Annotated in this window: 17 protein-coding genes; 1 reads left to right on the top strand and 16 read right to left on the bottom strand. The window is 47.1% G+C overall.

Annotated features, from left to right (window positions below):
- The first annotated feature begins 54 nt into the window (after positions 1-54).
- Positions 55-1,197: a hypothetical protein gene (locus tag Q0224_RS04085; RefSeq protein WP_297949315.1), complete on the top strand. Its 1,143-nt coding sequence runs from the start codon at positions 55-57 to the stop codon at positions 1,195-1,197.
- A 350-nt stretch (positions 1,198-1,547) separates the two neighbouring features.
- On the opposite strand, the gene tgt is transcribed toward Q0224_RS04085, so the two are convergent.
- From tgt to Q0224_RS04005, 16 genes are all read right to left on the bottom strand, one after another.
- A complete protein-coding gene (gene tgt / locus Q0224_RS04080; protein ID WP_297949313.1) occupies positions 1,548-2,714 on the bottom strand; it encodes a tRNA guanosine(34) transglycosylase Tgt in 1,167 nt (388 codons plus the stop codon).
- Between the two features lie 294 nt (positions 2,715-3,008).
- Positions 3,009-3,347, bottom strand: a complete 339-nt coding sequence (locus Q0224_RS04075) for an excalibur calcium-binding domain-containing protein (RefSeq protein WP_297949311.1) — start codon at positions 3,345-3,347, stop codon at positions 3,009-3,011.
- A gap of 188 nt (positions 3,348-3,535) precedes the next feature.
- The gene (locus Q0224_RS04070; protein WP_297949309.1) at positions 3,536-3,880 is read right to left on the bottom strand and encodes a hypothetical protein; all 345 of its coding nucleotides are present in this window, start codon (positions 3,878-3,880) and stop codon (positions 3,536-3,538) included.
- Entirely contained in the window at positions 3,870-5,951 is a 2,082-nt protein-coding gene (locus tag Q0224_RS04065) for a heavy metal translocating P-type ATPase (RefSeq protein ID WP_297949307.1), read from the bottom strand. The genes Q0224_RS04070 and Q0224_RS04065 overlap by 11 nt, the downstream gene beginning before the upstream one ends.
- A 3-nt stretch (positions 5,952-5,954) precedes the next feature.
- Entirely contained in the window at positions 5,955-6,440 is a 486-nt protein-coding gene (locus Q0224_RS04060) for a hypothetical protein (RefSeq protein WP_297949305.1), read from the bottom strand.
- A complete protein-coding gene (locus tag Q0224_RS04055) occupies positions 6,433-6,735 on the bottom strand; it encodes a Cys/Met metabolism pyridoxal-phosphate-dependent enzyme (RefSeq protein ID WP_177386687.1) in 303 nt (100 codons plus the stop codon). Before Q0224_RS04055 ends, Q0224_RS04060 begins: the two co-directional genes overlap by 8 nt.
- An 8-nt stretch (positions 6,736-6,743) precedes the next feature.
- Entirely contained in the window at positions 6,744-7,235 is a 492-nt protein-coding gene (locus Q0224_RS04050) for a hypothetical protein (protein ID WP_297949303.1), read from the bottom strand.
- A gap of 95 nt (positions 7,236-7,330) precedes the next feature.
- The gene (locus Q0224_RS04045) at positions 7,331-7,942 is read right to left on the bottom strand and encodes a hypothetical protein (RefSeq protein ID WP_297949301.1); all 612 of its coding nucleotides are present in this window, start codon (positions 7,940-7,942) and stop codon (positions 7,331-7,333) included.
- Complete coding sequence (locus tag Q0224_RS04040) at positions 7,939-8,256, bottom strand: HMA2 domain-containing protein (protein WP_177386684.1); 318 nt, start codon at positions 8,254-8,256, stop codon at positions 7,939-7,941. The genes Q0224_RS04045 and Q0224_RS04040 overlap by 4 nt, the downstream gene beginning before the upstream one ends.
- A gap of 65 nt (positions 8,257-8,321) precedes the next feature.
- Positions 8,322-8,849: a molybdopterin adenylyltransferase gene (gene mog / locus Q0224_RS04035; RefSeq protein WP_297949299.1), complete on the bottom strand. Its 528-nt coding sequence runs from the start codon at positions 8,847-8,849 to the stop codon at positions 8,322-8,324.
- A gap of 29 nt (positions 8,850-8,878) precedes the next feature.
- Positions 8,879-10,663 (bottom strand): AAA family ATPase, encoded by a 1,785-nt coding sequence (locus tag Q0224_RS04030; RefSeq protein ID WP_297949297.1) that lies wholly within the window; start codon positions 10,661-10,663, stop codon positions 8,879-8,881.
- Complete coding sequence (mtaB, locus tag Q0224_RS04025; RefSeq protein WP_297949295.1) at positions 10,632-11,864, bottom strand: tRNA (N(6)-L-threonylcarbamoyladenosine(37)-C(2))-methylthiotransferase MtaB; 1,233 nt, start codon at positions 11,862-11,864, stop codon at positions 10,632-10,634. Before mtaB ends, Q0224_RS04030 begins: the two co-directional genes overlap by 32 nt.
- Entirely contained in the window at positions 11,861-13,570 is a 1,710-nt protein-coding gene (locus Q0224_RS04020; protein ID WP_297949293.1) for a mechanosensitive ion channel family protein, read from the bottom strand. Before Q0224_RS04020 ends, mtaB begins: the two co-directional genes overlap by 4 nt.
- On the bottom strand, positions 13,567-14,598 hold the full coding sequence (aroB, locus tag Q0224_RS04015) for a 3-dehydroquinate synthase (protein ID WP_297949290.1): 1,032 nt from the start codon (positions 14,596-14,598) through the stop codon (positions 13,567-13,569). The genes Q0224_RS04020 and aroB overlap by 4 nt, the downstream gene beginning before the upstream one ends.
- Positions 14,599-14,641: 43 nt before the next feature.
- Complete coding sequence (locus Q0224_RS04010) at positions 14,642-16,060, bottom strand: TrkA C-terminal domain-containing protein (protein ID WP_297949288.1); 1,419 nt, start codon at positions 16,058-16,060, stop codon at positions 14,642-14,644.
- Between the two features lie 290 nt (positions 16,061-16,350).
- On the bottom strand, positions 16,351-18,603 hold the full coding sequence (locus Q0224_RS04005) for a TonB-dependent siderophore receptor (RefSeq protein ID WP_297949335.1): 2,253 nt from the start codon (positions 18,601-18,603) through the stop codon (positions 16,351-16,353).
- Positions 18,604-18,616: the final 13 nt, after the last annotated feature.

Genomic DNA, 18,616 nt, shown 5'->3' with positions numbered 1-18,616 from the left:
TTTAAGTTCATTTTGACTAATATTTCTCATTAAAAAATCGGGGAATGTTAGTATATGAGACTTATCGGATTTATCAGAGGTGAAAATGTCATAGTCGCCACGGGCGGGGTCGAGTATAGCTACGAAATGCTAGGCGAGCGCGATCCTAGCCTAACCGACGGCGATGAAGTAAGCTTCGACACGCTAGCATCCAGCGCGATAAATATAAAGCGCGTCGAGGGCTCTAAATCCAAAGACCGCGTAACGCAAAAAGTAGCCCCACAGCCAAAAGAATCTGCAAAGCAAAACGATGAAATTTTTGGCGATAAGAATTCCGCAGAAAACAATGTATCCGAAGCGCCATTCTTTCAAAGCTCTACCGAAAATATTGCAAACGATATATCTGCCGTAAAAGAAACGAAGGTCGCAAAAAAATTTAATAAATTTAAATTTAACCGCAAAGCTAAGCCTGCTAGTGCAAAAAAACCGAAATTCTTTGGATTTGAGTTCGTCCAAACCGATGATCTACGCGAGGGCGAGAGCCTCGAAAGTAAAATTTACACCAACCCTATCCGGATGAGCGGTATCAAGGCCTACATTATGCCGCTTATTTTAATCGGCATCGCTTTGATTTTTAGGGCCCAGATCACCGAGTCGCTGCTGTCTTTTAAGCAGATCGAAGAGTATGTCAATCAAAACACCGTCTCGCTTACCTTTGATTTGTTTATATATCTGATTTTTGCGCTAAGCTACATCCTGCCGCTAAATCAAGTATTTATCTTCCTGTCGGCCGCCAGGCACGATCAATACGCAGTGCGGCAGATCACGAGCTACAATATATTTTTGATAATCTGCGTCGTCGCCACGGTTTTGCAGAACGAAACCATAGGACTTGACGCCTACATAGCGATCTTTAGCATCGCCGTGGCGCTGTTTGGGCTGCTGTCGTATTGCTATAAGCTCAAGGCGTTTTTGTATCTCATCTTCACGACCAAGGGCTCCTTGCCGTTTCTCATCGCGCTTGCGGTGGAGCTTTGCGCTATTATCGCAATCGGCTTAATGGATGCATTTGCGGGGCTTCCGACACAGATCGCGCAAAGCACCGGCATAGATTTTAATACTATGGCGTGGAAACACATCGTTATTTTCGCAATCTCCGCGCCGTTTTATATATTTTCGTTCATCTGTTTGCGCCGCATAAAAAAGGCTAAAATTTAAGCTAGCGCTCGCGCAACTAAATTTAGCCTTTTAAATTTAGTGGAGCGAGAGTTTCTGCCGCCCATAGATTCATGAAATTTAAATTTAGCCCTCTAAATTTTAACTGGGGCTAAATTTTGCCTTAACGCGGTTCATTTCAAAAAGCCTACCGGCACGCCCCGCTTCATTAAAATTTTAAATTTCGCGCTATAAGCTCCTCGCTCCGCAGCTAATTAAATTTCATCGCCCGCGCATCTTGTCGCGTTTAAATTTAGCTGCCCGCACGCCGTATTAAATTCCGCCCCGTCACCGCAGCTACGGCGTAAAATTTGACTAGCATATCAAATTTAAACGCCCTCGCCTGCTGAAATTTAATCTCGCGCCGTGCTTCGTGCGGCGTAAAATTCACGCCTAAACTCCGCAAACCGCCCTTGCACGATCGCCTCTCTCATATCTGCGGCAAGGCGCAGGTAATAGTATAGATTGTGAATGCTCGCGAGGCGGTAAAAGCTAAGCTCGCGCGCGCGAAATAAATGATTTAGATAGCCGCGGCTGAAGCGCTTGCACGTGTAGCAGTCGCAGTGCGGATCGATCGGATCGTGATCGCTGATAAAGCCCACGTTTTTGATGCTGATCTTGCCGAAGCTCGTAAATAGCGTGCCGTTGCGCGCATTTCGCGTAGGCATCACGCAGTCGAACATATCCACGCCGCGAGCGACGTTTTCGACGAGATCTTCGGGCGTGCCGACCCCCATCAAATATCGCGGGCGCGCCGCATCGACGTATGGCATCATAGCTTCTACCGTGTCGTACATCAGCTCGTTTTTCTCGCCCACGCTGAGCCCTCCGATAGCAAGCCCGTCAAAGCTCATCTCGCACAGCGCTTCGGCGCAAAATTTGCGAGCTTGCGGGTCGGTGCCGCCTTGGATGATACCGAAGATGTTTTGATGCGCGTGCAGACCGCGAGATTTCATGGTCTCGTGATAATCTATCGCCTCGCGAGCCCATTTTATCGTGCGCGCGACGCTTAGATCGACCCGCTTTTTAAGCCGCGATCTATCATCGCAGCTCAATGCGCCAGGCTCGCGCGGCAGCTCCACCAAATCGTCCAAAATCATCATAATATCGGAATTCAGCTCATACTGCGTATCCAGCACCGAGCGCGGCGTGAAATAATGCATACTGCCGTCGATGTGGCTTTTAAATTTTATGCCGCCCTCGTCGTTTTTGGTGTTTGCGCGCAGGCTGAAAGCCTGAAAGCCACCGCTGTCGGTCAAAAAGCTGCGGGGAAATTTCGTAAATCCGTGCAGCCCGCCGAACTCCGCCACTATCCGCGAGCCCGGACGCAGATACATATGATAGGTGTTGGCGAGGATGATCTGCGCGTCCAGGAGCCGCTCTACGTCCGTCGCATCGAGCGCCTTGACCGCGCCCACGGTGCCGACCGGCATAAAAACGGGGGTACGGATCGTGCTATGCGCCGTGCGGATCGTGCAGGCGCGCGCCGCGCCGTCCGCGGCGTCTATCGTAAAATCCATCTTGATCCTTTAAATTTTGCTTCTTGCGCGCACTCGGCGCAAAATTTTAAAAAGCGATTGTAGCGAAATTTAAATTTGCGGCAGGTAAAGGCTGGTAAATTTATAAGGATTTATGAGGCGTTTGGGATCAAAATTTCGGTAACGGATACTGCCCGCAGCCGATAAACATAAAATTTATCGGCCCGCTTATAATGAAATTTAATCTAGCGATGCAAATTTGACGGGACAGCGGCATTAGATCGCGGCGCGCTTTATATTATAAATTTAAAGATGCGCCGAGATAAAATTTCGCACTTATGAAGCAAATTTTATAGCTATAACGCTACCATTAAATTTCTCCGCACCGCATGAGTCGGCAGCGCCCTTTAAATTTGAAACTTCGCTCTTTTCATCGCGCGCGCTAGAAAATCCGCTAAATTTATGACCATTACGGCCGCACAGCTGTTTTTCGCACGGCACGCCGTCGCCGTCGCCATCGGTATGCTGGGTGCCGCCCTCCTGAGCCCTGCCACACTCTCGCAGATACCGCGTCGCCTCTTCGCAGCTGCTAAACTGCGAGCAATAGGTCTTGGCGTTGCAATCAAGCCCCAAAGCAAGACTAGCCAATATCGAAAACAATAAAACTAATTTCATCGTCTCTCCTTAAAATTTTGATGGAATTGTATGGATAAATAGATAAATAATTAATAAAATAGTAAATTTAGTCGCAAACGGCGCAAATTTCACCGCTTGCGACGTTTCATTCGGCGGCTGCGTTTAAAGAAATTTAGCGGCTTTAGAGTTTATCTTTGCACTTTCAAAAGCCGCGACGCACTATGCCGCTAGGCGCTTTTGCGCACGCGAGGCTTTCTTTTCGCGGGAGCACTTTTTGCAGGAGCGCTTTTGCCGTCCGGCAGATTTTCCAAGGCTAAATTTGCTACGGATCTCTTTCTGCCCTGACTCTTTGCTTTTCTATTTTGCAAAAACTCGCTGTACGGCGAGCCGTAAAGGCTAGCGTGCCAGATCGCGCATCCCAGCATCACTAGCCCGGAAATTTTATGCAGCTGTGACATGCGCGAGTTCATATTCAGCGCGGTTAGAGCCGTGATGCCCATACTCACTCCGAGCGCCGTTTTAGCTGCTTTGCGCTGAAAATTTAGATCCAAAATTTTATCTTCAATGCTCAAATTTTACCCCTTTGATAGAATTCAGTAGTAGGCCTATCGTCGTGCCGTTATGCAGCAGCGCCGTAGCTACGGGACTTAGCGCGCCAAAGGTCGCCAAAAATAAAATGATCGAATTTATCCCCACGGTGGCGTTGAAATTTCGATTTACGAGCCGCAGTGTGTCGTTAGCCAGCGCCTTTACCTGCGCGACGCCCTCGATGTCGTTTTTCAAAAGTCCGATCTGCGCGGAAGCCTTGGCGATCTCTGCGCCGTTTAGCATGCTGATGCCGATGTCCGCCTTCATCAGGCTCGGCGCGTCGTTTATGCCGTCACCCACGAAGACCACCTTTCGCCCCTCGGCTTTTAACTGCTCTAAAATTTCGGTCTTTTGCGTCGGCAGCAGCTCGCCGTAATAGCGATCTACGCCGAGCTTTTTGGCTACGGCGTGGGCTTTTGATTTTACGTCTCCGCTTAGCATGACGATCTGTTTAGCGCCCAACTCGCGGAGCCTAGCGATGACGGCGCAGGCGTTTGCGCGCACTTCGTCTCTAAGTCCGATGAGCCCCAAAAGTCTGCCGTCAAATGCGATGTAAAGCAGCGCGAGCCCCTTTTGCATCGCAAGATCGACGGTCTGCTCATGCGCCGCAAACGAGATCATCTCGTCATCCTCCAGGAAGTGGCGCGAGCCGATGATGAGCTTTTTGCCCTCAATACTGGTCTTTACGCCGTGAGCGACGACGAATTCCACCTCGTCGTGGTGCTTGTGGATAAAGCCGTGCTTTTTAGCCGCATCCACGATCGCCTCGGCTACGGGGTGAAAGTAATGCTCCTCGGCGCTCGCGGTTAAATTTAAAATATCGTTTTTGCTAAAGCTCTCGTCAAACGATATGATCTCTGCGACCTCCAGATTGCCGTACGTAAGCGTGCCCGTCTTATCGAATACGAAGGTGTCGGCGCTCGCAAGCGACTCAAGGGCCTTGGCGCCTTTGATCAAAATCCCGTTTTTGCCCGCCTTTGAAATGCTTGACTTAAAAGCAACCGGCGTAGGTAGCTTAAGCGCGCACGAGTAATCCGCCTGTAGCACCGAAGCCACGGTCATAAAATTTCGATTTATCAGATAGGACACGCCCGCAAGCCCGAAGGTTACCGGCACGAGCTTGTCGGCTAGGTGGGTCGTATGCATGCCGATGCTGGAGCGCTCGTTAAGAGATGCCGTGATGTAGTGCTTGATGCGCTGCGTGGAGGTGTTTTCGCCGACGTTTTCCGCCCAGATACGGATCCTGCCCTCCTCCACGATCGTGCCGCTTAGCACGCTATCGCCGCGAGATTTTTTCACCGCGACCGACTCGCCCGTCATATTGGCTTGATTTATCATCGCTTCGCCGCTTACGACGTGCCCGTCCACGGCTATGACGTCGCCTGCGCCCACGACCACAATGTCGCCCACCTTTAGCTTGGAAGTTGCGATTTTGACTTCGATCTTTTTGCCGTCTTGATCTATCTCGACCCACGCCTCGGCGATGTCCGGGCGGGCTAGCTCGCGGATTAGATCGTCGCTTTTATAAACGGTGCTTTCCTCCATGTATTCGCCAAGAGCGAGCATCGCGTTGGTGCTGTTTGCAGCAAAGATATCTCCGCGCGCGAGCGAAATCCCTACAGCAGCAGCCTCCAAGCCCTTTGAAGTAAGCCCGTGATGAAAGCTTTCTTTAATGCCCTCTTTTAAAATAGGCATGCACGCCACGATGCTAAATGCGCGCGCTAAAGGCGAAGCGCGGAAGATTAAATTTCCGCCCAACGCAAGAAGCGCTAAGATAAATTCATTTTTGCTTGGCAAATTTTTATGGTTAGCGGGGATAATTGATTTTAGCTCGCTTAAATTTAAAGCCGCAAGTTGCTTTAGAATTCCTGCCTTATTCGCACCAGCGTCAAGCCTAAGGATCAAAGAGCCGATTTTAGCGTTAAATCTAGCTTCCGTTACGCCTTCAAGCCTCGCAGCGACTCTTTGCAGTGCACTCGTATCGAGCCCTTTAAAGCCCGCGACCTTTATGCGTAGTCTAGTTTTGGTCTCATGTAAAATTTTAAAATTTTGCATTGACTACTCTTGCATCTCTGCCTTGGCGTCTTCGAATCGCTCCTTCATCTCTTCGATGCCCATCTGAAACATCTCGGTGCCCTTTGCGATGAGCTTAAAAAGCTTTTTTTGCGCATTTTCGTCGGTGAGAAAATAAGTCGCTGCGGCCCCTAGAACGATACCTGTGATAAATGAGTTGTTACCGAATAAGCCGTTCGCGTTTTGCCTGCCACCCAAGGAATTAAAAATTCCACCGAAAGCGGAGCCCTGAGTAGAATTTACATCACTTGAGCTTTGAGCGGCGGAATCTTTATTATCCGAGCCATTGTCGGAGGCTGAGCTATTAAAAGGTGTAGAATTTACCCGCTCGTTTATCCATTTGGCCCAACCGCCGAGCTTTTCATCGCCGGCAAAGCTACCCGCAGAGCCGCCAGCATATTTGTTGCCACCAAAATCGTAATCGTCTAGAATTTCTTTCAAATCTTTTTTTGTGATATATGGATTACTCATTGCCTACCTTAAGAATAAAATTTCTACCCGCAATGAGCGCGCCTACGCATACTGCGACGCCTGCCGCTGCGCGTAGATACTCGCCTTGTACGAGCTTATTTGCGCTGTAAATCGCGCCGCCGCCGATGATACCGCCGCTTAGCGCGATATCTAACGCATCGCGAATCGCTTTAGATTTGCTCTTGCCTTCTTTGGCTTTAACGAGCTCTACGGCGCAACCGCCGATCGCCCCTGCTATAGCGCCGCTTAAAACGTGATCCAGCGGCGAACGCTGTGTCGTAAGTGATCTATTCATTTAGGCCTCTATTTTTCTGATTTGTCGTCTGCGGACGTAAATTTAGCCGAAGAATTGTCGTCCATTTTTACGATCTGCGGGATATTAAGCGGAGTAGCAGATGCTGCGGATGTCTCACCTACCGGTGTTACGCCAGTCTTAGCGCTCGCAGTGGATTTTTTAGTTCTTTTAAATCCCGGTTTCGGTCCCGGTTTTTTTCTAGTTTTTTTTGCAGTGCTAGTCTCAGTGCTGGCGCTACTTGTCGCAGCTTTTTTACCGCCAGACTTTCTTTTACCTTTTACCGCTTCAGCGACATCGTCTAGACCTTCTTTGGCTTCCGCAAAAATTTCTTTCGATTTTTTGCTTAATTTTTCCGCTCCGCCTTTGACGCTATTTTTCAGCTCCTCGACGCTTTTACTGCTCACGATTTTATTCGCACCTTCTTTAATTTTATCTCGATTGTTATAAGCATAAACCGCCGCGCAACCAAGCGCAAAACCTGCTAGAAATGGGATCGGCATTTCATTCTCCTTGTGTTAAGATTATAAAGTCATTTTATCAACTTTACATAGATTTTGATATTATAGCGACTTTTTTAGATTTTTGCAATCCTAATTTAATTTTTCTGCAAAATTCCTTTAATTAAATTGGAAAATGCGCTATTTAAGATATTTTGCAAATCGTATTTTTGAAATATCCGCTCTAATTCCTGCGGATTTTTAAAAATTTCGTTTAATAAATCAGCGAAATTCAAAGAATTTAAATCAGCCTCGCATTTAGAATTTAATTCTTTTAAAATCGGCAAAATTTCATTATACGAAACCGCCTGTGCCTTATACAGCAGCTCTTTAAATTCCGCGTTCTTGCACGAATTAATTAGATCGTCATAAAACATCATAGAGCTTTTTTCTATCAAAAGCGCCGAAGCCAAAAACTCATTCATACCTTTTGCAACCAGTGCCTCACTGCTATTTTCAGGAGGTATAGCGCCAAGCCCACAAGAATTTGCAAAGTCTAGCATCCGCTCAAGTAATCCAGCTCGTAAAGATAGAATTTCTCCTAACTTTTTATCTTGAAATTTAACTGCACCCAGCGAATAAAACTGCAAAATTTGCGCCTCTTTTTCAAGCAAAAGAGCGATATCTGCAATTTGTGCCTCATTTAAATTCCGAGATTTATTAAAAATTTTGCGCGATTTTTTAGTACTACGTAATGCTTCTTCGCTCAAGAAATCGCCTCTATATTGGAATTTACAAGCGCTATTAGCTCAGGCGAACTGATGCCGCTTAAAAACTGCTCCCAAAGGTGCATCGGAAAAATATTTTCGTCGTAATGAATCGTCAGCGAGCCGATTAGAGAGTTAAATTTATACTCTTTTATCCCGCGAATTGCAGCTATTTTAGCTTTCAGACTCTCCTCGCTTACGCTATCTCGCAACTCCCTAATTTTAGGACTTACGCGGATGCGAATACGACCTTTGCTGTGGCTGATTTTGCTAAAATATTTATGAAATTCCAAAATATCGTTGTGATTTATTTTCATATTTTTCCTTAAATTTGTGCCCAAATAATATCATAAATCATTTAATTCCTGCTAAATTTTGCGAATTATTTGCGTTTAGGACGGAATATCTTTATCTTATTTTCATCCGCTGTTATGTAATTCCCTCCCATTAGATCAATACAATACGGCACGGCAGGAAACACTGGTAGAAGGCACTCTTTAATCGCTTTTGGATTACCCGGTAAATTTATAATCAGAGATTTTTTGCGGATCGCTGCTATCTGACGCGATAAAATTGCCGTAGGCACGATCTTTTGGCTCTCTGCGCGCATTAATTCGCCAAAGCCTGGCATTAATTTCTCACTTACCGCTTCGGTCGCTTCAGGCGTTACATCGCGCGGAGCAGGGCCCGTACCGCCCGTAGTTAGCACCAAATCACAACCCGCTTCGTCGCAAAGATAAATCAGCTTATCTTTGATCAGCTCTAGCTCATCTGGAACTATTTCATAAAAATACTCTTTCTCGCAAGTTAGCCAATCATCCATAACGGCAATTATTTCTTTGCCTCCCAAATCTTCGTAAATGCCACCGCTAGCGCGATCACTTATTGTTAAAACACCTATTTTTACCATTTTCCTCTCCTTTATTGGAATTTTAAAATTTAATCGAAATTTAGCGTGCCGTCTTGCGGCTTTTCTTCAGAGCTTTCGCTATCTTTTTCCAGCTTTTGCAAATCTTGCTCTTGCGCGGAGACGCCTTCTTGCTCCACACCATCAGATTCGCAGATCTTTTGAACATCCTCGAAAGTTATGAACTCATAGACGAAAATTTGCTTTGAAATTTGATTTAGCTTATCCTGCATCGTGCGGATTATCTCGCTTACCTCGTCGTAGCAATCTTGCAAAATTTTATTCACGCTCTGCGCGCTAGGGGTGAAACTATCGCCCATCGCGAGCTCAAAAACCATCTTTTGCGCCAGCGCGATAGCCTGCTTTACGTCGCTAGCAGAATTTGAAAAAGCGTCGTTTTTATGGATTTGTAGCGCCGCCATGCCGCTTAAAAGCACTTTGATTTGATTTAAAATTTGCGTTTTGGATTCGATCTCGAAATCCTCGTTTAAAAATTTATCGTTTAAAAGCTCTATTTTTTCGAAATCAAACGAATACCAATACGCGCTAAGCGCCTTTGCGCCCTGATAGAACGCCTGGATCTCCTTTTCGTATTCGGTTAGAATTCTACTTTTTTGCACGCCGTAAAAGACCCTCATCCGCACATTTTCAAAATCGCTAAGCTCGATCGTATCGCTGCCGCGCTTAAGAGCGTTGATCGCAGCTTCATTTACCAGCGTCGCTACTCCCGCGCCGCTAAAGCCCACACAGAGGCGACTTACTTTGTTGATATTCGCGCTGCATCTTTTACCCTCGAGATAAATTTTTAAAATTTCGATGCGGTCTTTGTAGTTCGGAAGCCCGATGAAAACGCGCCTATCAAAGCGCCCCGAGCGCAGCAGCGCATCGTCGATCAAATTTATTTTATTGGTCGCGCCGATTACCATCACGCCGCTGTTTTCCTCAAATCCGTCCATCTCGGTCAGCAGCTGATTTAGCGTCGCTTCCCGCTCGTCGTTGCGCCCGATACCGCGCTTGCCGCCGACCGCGTCAATCTCGTCGATAAAAATAATCGCAGGCGCGCAGGATTTGGCCTTCGCAAACAGCTCGCGAACCCGCCTAGCGCCGACGCCCACAAAGACCTCGGCGAAGCTTGCGCCGCTTTGGTAAAAAAACGGCACGTCCGCCTCGCCGGCTACGGCTTTTGCGATAAGCGTTTTACCGACGCCCGGCTCGCCGATCATTAAAATTCCTTTCGGCAGCTTGATGCCGAAATTTCGGTATTTTGCGGGATTTTTTAAAAAATCCACGATCTCTATGAGTTCGTCCTTGACCTCGCTGATGCCCGCGACGTCGCTAAATCTTACGTCGCTAACGCTCGGCGAAAGATCGCCGAGCTCTGCATTTGCGCCGCCTTGACGCGCAGTGCCTACGCCGTCCATCCTGCGGCGCCGCGCCAAAACGGTTTCAAAATAATACACGAAGAGAAAAAATGCGAACGTAAAAATTACCAAGATCGCGCTGATACCGCCGCTTTCGTTATCCTCTTCCTTAGTAATCAAAGCGTGGTTGGAGAGCTCTTTTAAATTAACGATATCGGTTAAAATTTTATAGCGTTTGCCGTCGTAAACGAAGCTTAGCGTGCCGTCCTCGATATGCGCGCGTTTGATCTGATCTGTGCGGACTAGCTCGCTAAATTCGCGCTCGGTGATGTATCGCGAATCGTCTTTAAAATAAACGATCGAGAGCAAAACGATAAGCAGCACTAAAAAAATCAGAACTATATTTAGCTTGCTTTTTTTGATTTTATGCAAAATTTCCATCAAATTTAACCTCATAATCTCTTATCTCCATCCATTTTTTCGACAAATCCTCATCGCTTTTGATCCAAATTTTATCATAAAATTGATCATATCCTTCATAAAACTCTCCGTTTTTCCGCTCGATCAGCACATTTAGCGGTACCTTGTGCGAAAGGCGAAATTTATAATTATTCAGCGCCGTTATGTTCTGCAGCATCTTTAGCCGCGCCTTCGCCGTTTTGCCGTCTATGCGGCCTTTTAGCGACGCCGAAGCGGTTCCTTGCCTCGGCGAAAAGATAAAAGCATGCAGATGCGTGAGCGGGAATTTTTTGAAATTTTCCACCGCTTCGAGCCAAATTTCTTCGCTCTCGCCCGGATGCGCGACGATAAAGTCCGTCCCCAGCGCAAATCCGCGCTCCGTAAGCTCGCAAAAAAGCTCCAAATCCCTTAGCGCGGAATTTCGGCGGCGCATTATGCTTAGCATCTTTTGCGAAGTGTGCTGAAGCGCGATATGCAGATGCCGCTCGAGCCACGGCTCGGATAAAATTTCGCGAAAGCTCGTATCTATCTGCGAGGGCTCAATGCTGCCTAGGCGGATACGGCGAATTCCGCGTATCGCGCCCAGTTTTTGAAGCAGCGCGCCCAGGCTCGTGCCCGCGGCTTTGCCGTAGCTTCCGATATTGGTGCCGGTTAGCACGATCTCGTTAAAGCCGTTTGCGGCAAGGCTCGCCGCCTCTTTTAAGATCGCGTCTTCAGAGCTGCTTCGCGAGCGGCCGCGCACCGAGGGGATTATGCAATAGCTGCAGTTAAAATCGCACCCCTCTTGAATTTTAATAAAGGCCTTGGTGTGATCCTCGTAGTCGCTTACCAGATTCTTTTCGACGCCGTCAAGACCTCCGATATCGTAAAATTTCGACTCCGAGCCTAAAAACTCGTCGATCTTTTCCTTTTGCGACATCCCAAACACGCCGAAAACCGCGCCGTTTTTATACAGCTCCTCGCCGCGCGATACCGCGCCGCAGCCGGTTAGCAATATCTTTTTGCCGAGGCGGTTCATCTTATTTACGTAGTTTCGCACATCTGCGTCGGCGCCGTTCGTAACGGTGCAGGAGTTTATCACGACGACGTCCGCGCCCTGCTCGTCGTGCGTGATCTCGCCCGATTTGAGGTTGCTTTTGATAAGCTGCGTGTCGTAGATATTTGTGCGGCATCCAAACGTTTTAAAATAAATTTTCAAATTTCGCTCCCGGATCCGCTTCCTGTGGCAAAGCCCGCGCCCTGTGCCGCTGCGTTTAAATTTTGTGAGCCTTGCTGCTCGGAGCCGAGATCTTGCGCCGCAAAATTTCCGCCTGCCGCCATATAGTTTTTACCATTAAAAAGCGTGTATGCAGGATAGGCGATCTTGATGTCGGGCTCGCTTCTTAGGGCGTCTAAAATTTCAGCCGAAATGTTGCTGCGAAGCCCGAGCGTCGCGTAAGAGTTCGTCATATACCAAACCGAAATTTCAATGCCGTATGGCTCAAAAAAGCTGAAAATTCTAGGCTCGACGTTTGGATTTTTGATGCTGTATTGCGAACGAAGCTTGCCCATCTGCTTTTTGGCGATGTCGGTGTAGCCCTTGGAATACTTTCGCACGATGTTTTTTATGAGATACATCGCCTTTTTATGGTTGCTATCAAATGTTAAAAGTATGCTAATGCCGTCCCAGACGGTCTTAAGTCCGCTGTGGGTGTAGTTTGAGATAAGATCGGTAAAAATATAATTATTCGGTATGAAAATTACCCTGCCTGCGCGTTTATTTTCTCTCCACGTAGTCATAGTAACGTCCTCGAAAATCGTCATCCTAAGCACCGAAATGTCGATGATATCGCCTACGTAGGTCTCGCCGTTTTTATGCACCCTGATGCGATCGCCCACGCGAAAGCTGCCGCCAAGCACGATCGTAAGCCAACCTAAAGAGCTCATAAACATATCTTTCATCGCAATCGCAAGACCTGCCGAGGCAAAGCCAAGAACCGTTACGAAATGCGTCATATTCTCGATGTAAGAAAATAGCAGTATCAGCGCAATCAGCGTGAAATTTAAAACATTGATAGCTTTATTTACGATATAAAAATTCTCGTCGTTTTTGATATATTTTTTCGCCACTACCTTGCATAAAAACGACAGCGCAATGACTACGAGTATCCATACGGCGATGTTTCCCGCGCGCTTGATTTGAGCTTTTATATCCGCAGTCTGCACGGCGATTTGGGAGTTGATCTTTTTTTCGTAAACGTCGTATGTAGTCTGCGCGATCTCGTACGCGGAGCTAAACTCGCTAAGCTCGTAATCTAAGCTTTTAAGCTCCGCCGCGGCGCTTGCGTCCGTATCAATCTGCATCAAACGCTCATATAGCGCCCTTTTTGCTTCAAGTTTATCGATTAAAGCTTTAATATTTTCGATGGCGTTTTTCTGCTCCATCTTTTGAGCTTGCAAATTTCTAATCGTAGAAAAACCCGAAATTATCGAAAAAGGATTTGTAATGCGAGCGGGCTCGGGAGTTTCGGGCATCGCGATGATATCTAAAAACGGGGATTTTTCATACTCTTTTAGCAGTATGAGCTGCTCTTTTACGGCGCGGAGTCTTTTTTGAATCTCTGCGATCTTATCGGTGCCGGCGCTCTTTTTTAGCTCCGCTTCGAGCTGGCTGGATTGCTTTTGTAAATTTTGATAGCCGATGAAATTTGAAAAGCGAGAGACCCAGATATTATTTTTGATCTCATCGTCAATAACACGGATCTGATCTTTTAGCGACGCGGATATCTTGGAATTTTCATCTTTCTTCTCACTAGCGGCGGAGCTAGCGTTAGATTCTAAGCGCGTATGCGCGGCGGAGAGCGTAGAATTTGCCTCGCAAAATGCAAGATTAAAAATCAAAAAAATAGCTGCAAGCGCTCTCATTCAAACTCTTTCAGCGTTGCGATTACTTCATCTTTTGCGATCTCTTTGGAAGCGTAGAATTTACCAATACCATCGGGCAGGATAAATTTTATCTTGCCATTTTCGCTTTTTTTATCAAGAAAAAACAGCTCGTAAAATTCCGCCGCATCCTTTACGTGAAATTTTATCGGAAGCGCGAATTTTTGAAGCACTTTACGGATCTGCTCCTCCTGTTCGCCGCTTAGTTTACCGAGACGCCGCGCCAAAGCATTTGCCATCACCATGCCGATCGCTACAGCCTCACCGTGCAAAAATTTTTTATAATTAGTAATTTTTTCTATAGCGTGAGCAAAGGTGTGTCCGTAGTTTAACACCGCACGCACGCCGCTTTCGCGCTCGTCTCGCTCTACAACGTTTGCTTTAATCTCCACGCAACGAGCGATTACGTGCGAAATTTCATCGGCGCTTTTTAGATCGTGAGTCTCGAAAAATTTAAATAGTTCGACATCAAAGCATATCGCCATCTTTACGGCCTCCGCAACGCCTGCGACAAACTCCCGCGCAGGAAGCGTCGATAAAAATTTACTCTCGCAATAAACCGCGCGCGGCTGATAAAATGAGCCGATTAAATTTTTGCCGAAGCGATTATTCACGCCCGTCTTACCGCCGACGCTTGCATCTACTTGCGCTAGCAGGGTCGTAGGTATATTGATAAAATCGATACCGCGCTCATAAATGCTCGCGCAAAAGCCCGTTATATCGCTGATGACGCCGCCGCCAAGAGCAATGAGCGTGCTTTTGCGGTCAAGCTTGGAGCTGAAAAGCTGCTCTAAGATTTGCTCCACGCTCGCGGTATTTTTATACTCCTCGCCGTCCGGGATCGTGATGATAAATTTTTGCTCGCAATCTAGCCGCTGCAGTAAGAAATCAAGCCACAGCCCCCCCACTTTGGGATTTGTCACGATAGCGACCTTACCGCTAAGTTTTAAACTATGCAATTCGTCGATAAAAACGCTGTATTTTTTACCTAAATTAAGATCGATTTTCATACGCTAGCCTTTGATTTTTGGGTAATTGTAACATAAATTTCGATTACTTTTCATACCCGTAATCGCTCGGGATAAAAATTTGATGATTTTTGCCGAGTTTAAAATACATCTGATCCAAATCCTGATTGAAAATAGATGTGAGCTTGCGCGCCAAAATTCTATCATTAAATGGCACGAACTGCAGCAGATCTCGCTCGCTGCCTAACGCTAAAATCGGATTTTGTCGCTCGCAAGGAATCACGAATAAACTCTGCTTAAAAAGCTTCGATAAGCTCACGTAGCTTTGCGCAAACTCGCCCTTTTCGCTCTCGCCGAAAAGATACAAATACACGTCTAGCCCTAGCTGCGAGCTGATGTCAAAGACGATACTTGATTCCTCGCGAAGCCGCTCGCCGGCACTTAGCACGACGCTTTTACGCACATCTTTTAGCTCGCCCTCTCCAAGGCTTAACACCGGAATTTCAAGCGCTTTAAGTGCTGCTTTTTTCGCCTCGAAAACTCCGCTTGAGCAAACTACCAAACCCGCTTTATTTTCGCTCACGTCGCGCTTTAAATTTAGCTCGCCCGAGTAATCGATGAGAATTTCAAATTTATCCCGCTCACACAGAGCTTTAAGCTCGCCAAAAGCGTCGTTTAGCAGAGGATTTAAAATTCGCAGATAAATTTTATGATTTCTAATATGCAAATCCAAAAACTCAAGCGCCCTAACCGTCCTAGCTATCTCGTCGCCGCTCATTTTTTTCATATCGATTAGCGCGAAAATATTTAGCCCAAACGGCGATGGAAATTGCCCGCTTTGCTTTTTTACTTCAGCAAACACCGCTCGCAGCGCACTAGGCTCACCAACGACTAAAATCGTATCATTCGGATATATCCGCGAGCCGGGCGTCGTTACGATGTAATTATTGTGACGGTAGATCATCGGAATTTGATATTTGGCATTAGAAAGCGTGCTGATTTTTTTATACGCGAACGAGCTTCCTACGGGCACTTTTACCTCCATTATCTCTCCGCGTCCAAGCCCGATGTTATCAGCAAAAACGGGACTGTCCGGCAAAAAGCCGATGAAGCGCGAGGAATTTAACGCGAGAGTATTTACGATTTTTACGTGAGCTTCGTTTTTATTCTCGCGCAAAAGCCCCCAAAAATCGGCTGCGTAAAGCTCCAGATCGGGAGCAAGCGTCTTTAAATTTTCTAGCGTCACCTTGGCGTCAAACTCATCATCCATTATCATTATGCAGCGATCAAATTCCGCCAAGCTCAGCACCACGCGTAGCCGCTCAATGCTCGTGGGATCAAAAATTTCGATGCTGAAATTTTGCTCTTTTTGCAGCGCCTCGGGGACGCTAAGCGCACTTTTTGCGACGACGCGGTAATTATGTACGACGTCTTTGATCTTATAAACCTGGGATAAAAAATGGCGCGCAAACTTTCCGCTTGCGATGATTAAAACTTGTTTCATTGCTCTCCGTTTCGTGGTTTTGCAAAGATTATAACCAAAAACGGCTAAATTTTAAACCGCGCGATAAAATTTGCGGGCGAGCTTAGGCGCGGCGATCTAAAAATTTAAAGATTTAAATTTTAAAATCAAGGTTTAAAATTTCAAAATCCGAGGCTTAAATTTTAAAATGAATTAAAACTAAGCCTCGTTAAATTTAATCTCGCCGCTTAGAGCGATAAAATTTCATAAATTTAAAAGCGACGCCATAATCATTCGCGCCGCTCAATTAGAAATTTTAAACCCGCTAGATTTTAAAATTTTACCTCCGCAGAGAGCATGAAGCTTCTGCTCTCGCCGAGCGTTACGCCGTTTGCCGAGCCTAGCACGCTAGTTACGTTAAGACCGCCCGCACCGTCGGCGCTCGCAGGATACATTCCCGCCCAGTATTTTTTGTTAAATACGTTATTTGCGTTGAAGCGCAGCGTCGTCTTATCGCCCAAAAGATGCTCGCTCGTGTATCTGATACCAAGATCGGTAACGAAAAAGCTAGGCGTGCTCTGGGTGTTTAGATCATCCAGATACATCTTGCCGGTGTAGTGGAAATTTGTGCTGATCGCAAGTTTATTGGTGCCGGGGATCACGTAATCAAGCATTAAATTTGCATTTAGTTTAGGGATGCCGTTTGCGACCTTGCGGTTAGCGCCCGCGATGCTTACGTTATGCATCTTAGGATCGATGTAGGTAAAGCCGCCCAGCACGCTTAAATTTTGCGTAATTCGTCCGCCGCTCATAAACTCAAATCCGCGGTTGCGCTGCTCTCCGTTTATGCCGTAGATTCCGGTAGAGCTGTTTAGATACGCGATAGGTCTGCGGATATCAAAATACGCCACGCTAAAATCGATCATATCGGCTACGCGGATCTTAGCGCCGATCTCGTGCTGCTTGGAGCGATACGGCGACGTAGAGGCGACCTCGCCCACATATGGGCTGCTCGCCGGATAAACATAGGTAGAGCCCTGCTGTAAGCTATCTGCGTAAGTGTAGTAGATGCTAGCGTCCTCTATCGGATGAAAGATCAAGCTGCCCGCCCAGCTATAGCCCGAATCGCTATAGGCTTTGACAAGTCTTTGCTCGTTTTTATTGTAGGATTCCTGCCTCATCCACGCCTTAGATGCGCTTAACATCACGTCAAATTTATCGTTTATCGTAATATCGTCTAGCACCGAGACGTTATACATATCTATGACTGCGAAATGATATAACCCGCTTCCGCGCCTAGCGCCGGTGTAATTTAGAATTTTAGGATCGTAGATATTGCCGATGGTAGGCGAGGTGTAGTTGGTGCTTGCGATCTTATATCTATCCTGCGTCCAGTGATAGCCGTTGGTCTGCACGCTAAAATCGTGCCCTACGCTGCCCGTGTCAAACTGCGTGTTGGCCTTGAGATAGCCGCTTGGCAGGTCATATCTATATGCTGCCGTAGCACCGCCGCTGTGTTGAGTATAATAATCACCCGGCTTCGTATATTGCGGATGCGTGCTAGGCAAGATGTAGTTTACGACGCCGTGAGTATCACGATCGGCACGCTGAAACTGAAAGCCGCCCTCGAAATATAGCCTATCCGTCGGTGAGTATTTAAATTTCGCGCTTGCGGTAGTGGTTTTTAGATGCATTCCTCCAAAGCTCTGCCCAAGACCGCGTTTTGAGGAATCCACCGCCTTTGGAAGCTCCATGCCGTCTACGATCTTGCCGTCTCGCACGCCCAGAGCAAACTGCCCTGCAAAGCCCTTAGTATTGTGCTCGTAATAGCTCGCTGCGGTTTCAAACGTTAGATCGCCCGTCGGATAAAATTCCATCGTGACGCTGGCTAAGCGGCGCTGTAAATTTGAACCCTTTGGCTGTCTGTCGCCGTTTGATCCGTAAAATACCGCGCGGTAGCCGAATTTTTCAAATTTATCGGATAGATCAAGACCAAGACCTAGGTTGCTTCGCGACATATAATCGCTCCAAATTATGTATTGATCTTTTACCGGGCGCTTGCGCGTGTAGCTGAAAATGCCAACCGGGTTTTGTGCGCCGTAGAGCGAGCCTGCGACGCCGTTTTGCACCTGAAAGCTCTCAAACATCGCCATCGGAATCGCCGTCGTCGAAATCGTATAAAAGCCGTCCCAGAAGCTGTTGCCTACGACGCTACCCTCAAAGCCGCGTGTCTGCGGGCGTCCGACCGTAGCGCCGCCGCGCATCTGAATCTGCGCGGAGGGGAAGTATTTGACCGCCTCCTCGTAGCCGGTGACGCCTTGGTGATTTATGATCTCCTTACTGATCGTGTTGATCTGATAGGGAAGATCAAGTGCGCGCTTGCCCGCAAGCAGGCCTTGTTGCACGTTTTTGCTCAAAAAGCCCTCGTCGATACCGCTCTCGCTGATATTATCGCCGACGGAATTTACCTCGATTACGCCCATATTCTGCGACTTTTCAGGCGCAGAATTACCGCCACTTTGCGCTGCAGCCAAACTACCGCATAGTAGGCACATACATGCCGCTAATGAAATTTTAAATTTCATCGTTTTCCTTCGT

Source organism: uncultured Campylobacter sp. (genome assembly GCF_938002845.1).
Lineage (GTDB): Bacteria > Campylobacterota > Campylobacteria > Campylobacterales > Campylobacteraceae > Campylobacter_B.
The sequence above is the reverse complement of the archived record's forward strand: the minus strand, read 5'-3'. Positions and strand labels throughout refer to the sequence as shown.

Coding starts and splice junctions, on each gene's coding strand:
- Q0224_RS04085 (WP_297949315.1), top strand. CDS start 55: ATGAGACTTATCGGATTTATCAGAGGTGAAAATGTCATAGTCGCCACG.
- tgt (WP_297949313.1), bottom strand. CDS start 2,714: ATGGATTTTACGATAGACGCCGCGGACGGCGCGGCGCGCGCCTGCACG.
- Q0224_RS04075 (WP_297949311.1), bottom strand. CDS start 3,347: ATGAAATTAGTTTTATTGTTTTCGATATTGGCTAGTCTTGCTTTGGGG.
- Q0224_RS04065 (WP_297949307.1), bottom strand. CDS start 5,951: ATGCAAAATTTTAAAATTTTACATGAGACCAAAACTAGACTACGCATA.
- Q0224_RS04060 (WP_297949305.1), bottom strand. CDS start 6,440: ATGAGTAATCCATATATCACAAAAAAAGATTTGAAAGAAATTCTAGAC.
- Q0224_RS04055 (WP_177386687.1), bottom strand. CDS start 6,735: ATGAATAGATCACTTACGACACAGCGTTCGCCGCTGGATCACGTTTTA.
- Q0224_RS04050 (WP_297949303.1), bottom strand. CDS start 7,235: ATGCCGATCCCATTTCTAGCAGGTTTTGCGCTTGGTTGCGCGGCGGTT.
- Q0224_RS04040 (WP_177386684.1), bottom strand. CDS start 8,256: ATGAAAATAAATCACAACGATATTTTGGAATTTCATAAATATTTTAGC.
- mog (WP_297949299.1), bottom strand. CDS start 8,849: ATGGTAAAAATAGGTGTTTTAACAATAAGTGATCGCGCTAGCGGTGGC.
- Q0224_RS04030 (WP_297949297.1), bottom strand. CDS start 10,663: ATGAGGTTAAATTTGATGGAAATTTTGCATAAAATCAAAAAAAGCAAG.
- Q0224_RS04020 (WP_297949293.1), bottom strand. CDS start 13,570: ATGAGAGCGCTTGCAGCTATTTTTTTGATTTTTAATCTTGCATTTTGC.
- aroB (WP_297949290.1), bottom strand. CDS start 14,598: ATGAAAATCGATCTTAATTTAGGTAAAAAATACAGCGTTTTTATCGAC.
- Q0224_RS04010 (WP_297949288.1), bottom strand. CDS start 16,060: ATGAAACAAGTTTTAATCATCGCAAGCGGAAAGTTTGCGCGCCATTTT.
- Q0224_RS04005 (WP_297949335.1), bottom strand. CDS start 18,603: ATGAAATTTAAAATTTCATTAGCGGCATGTATGTGCCTACTATGCGGT.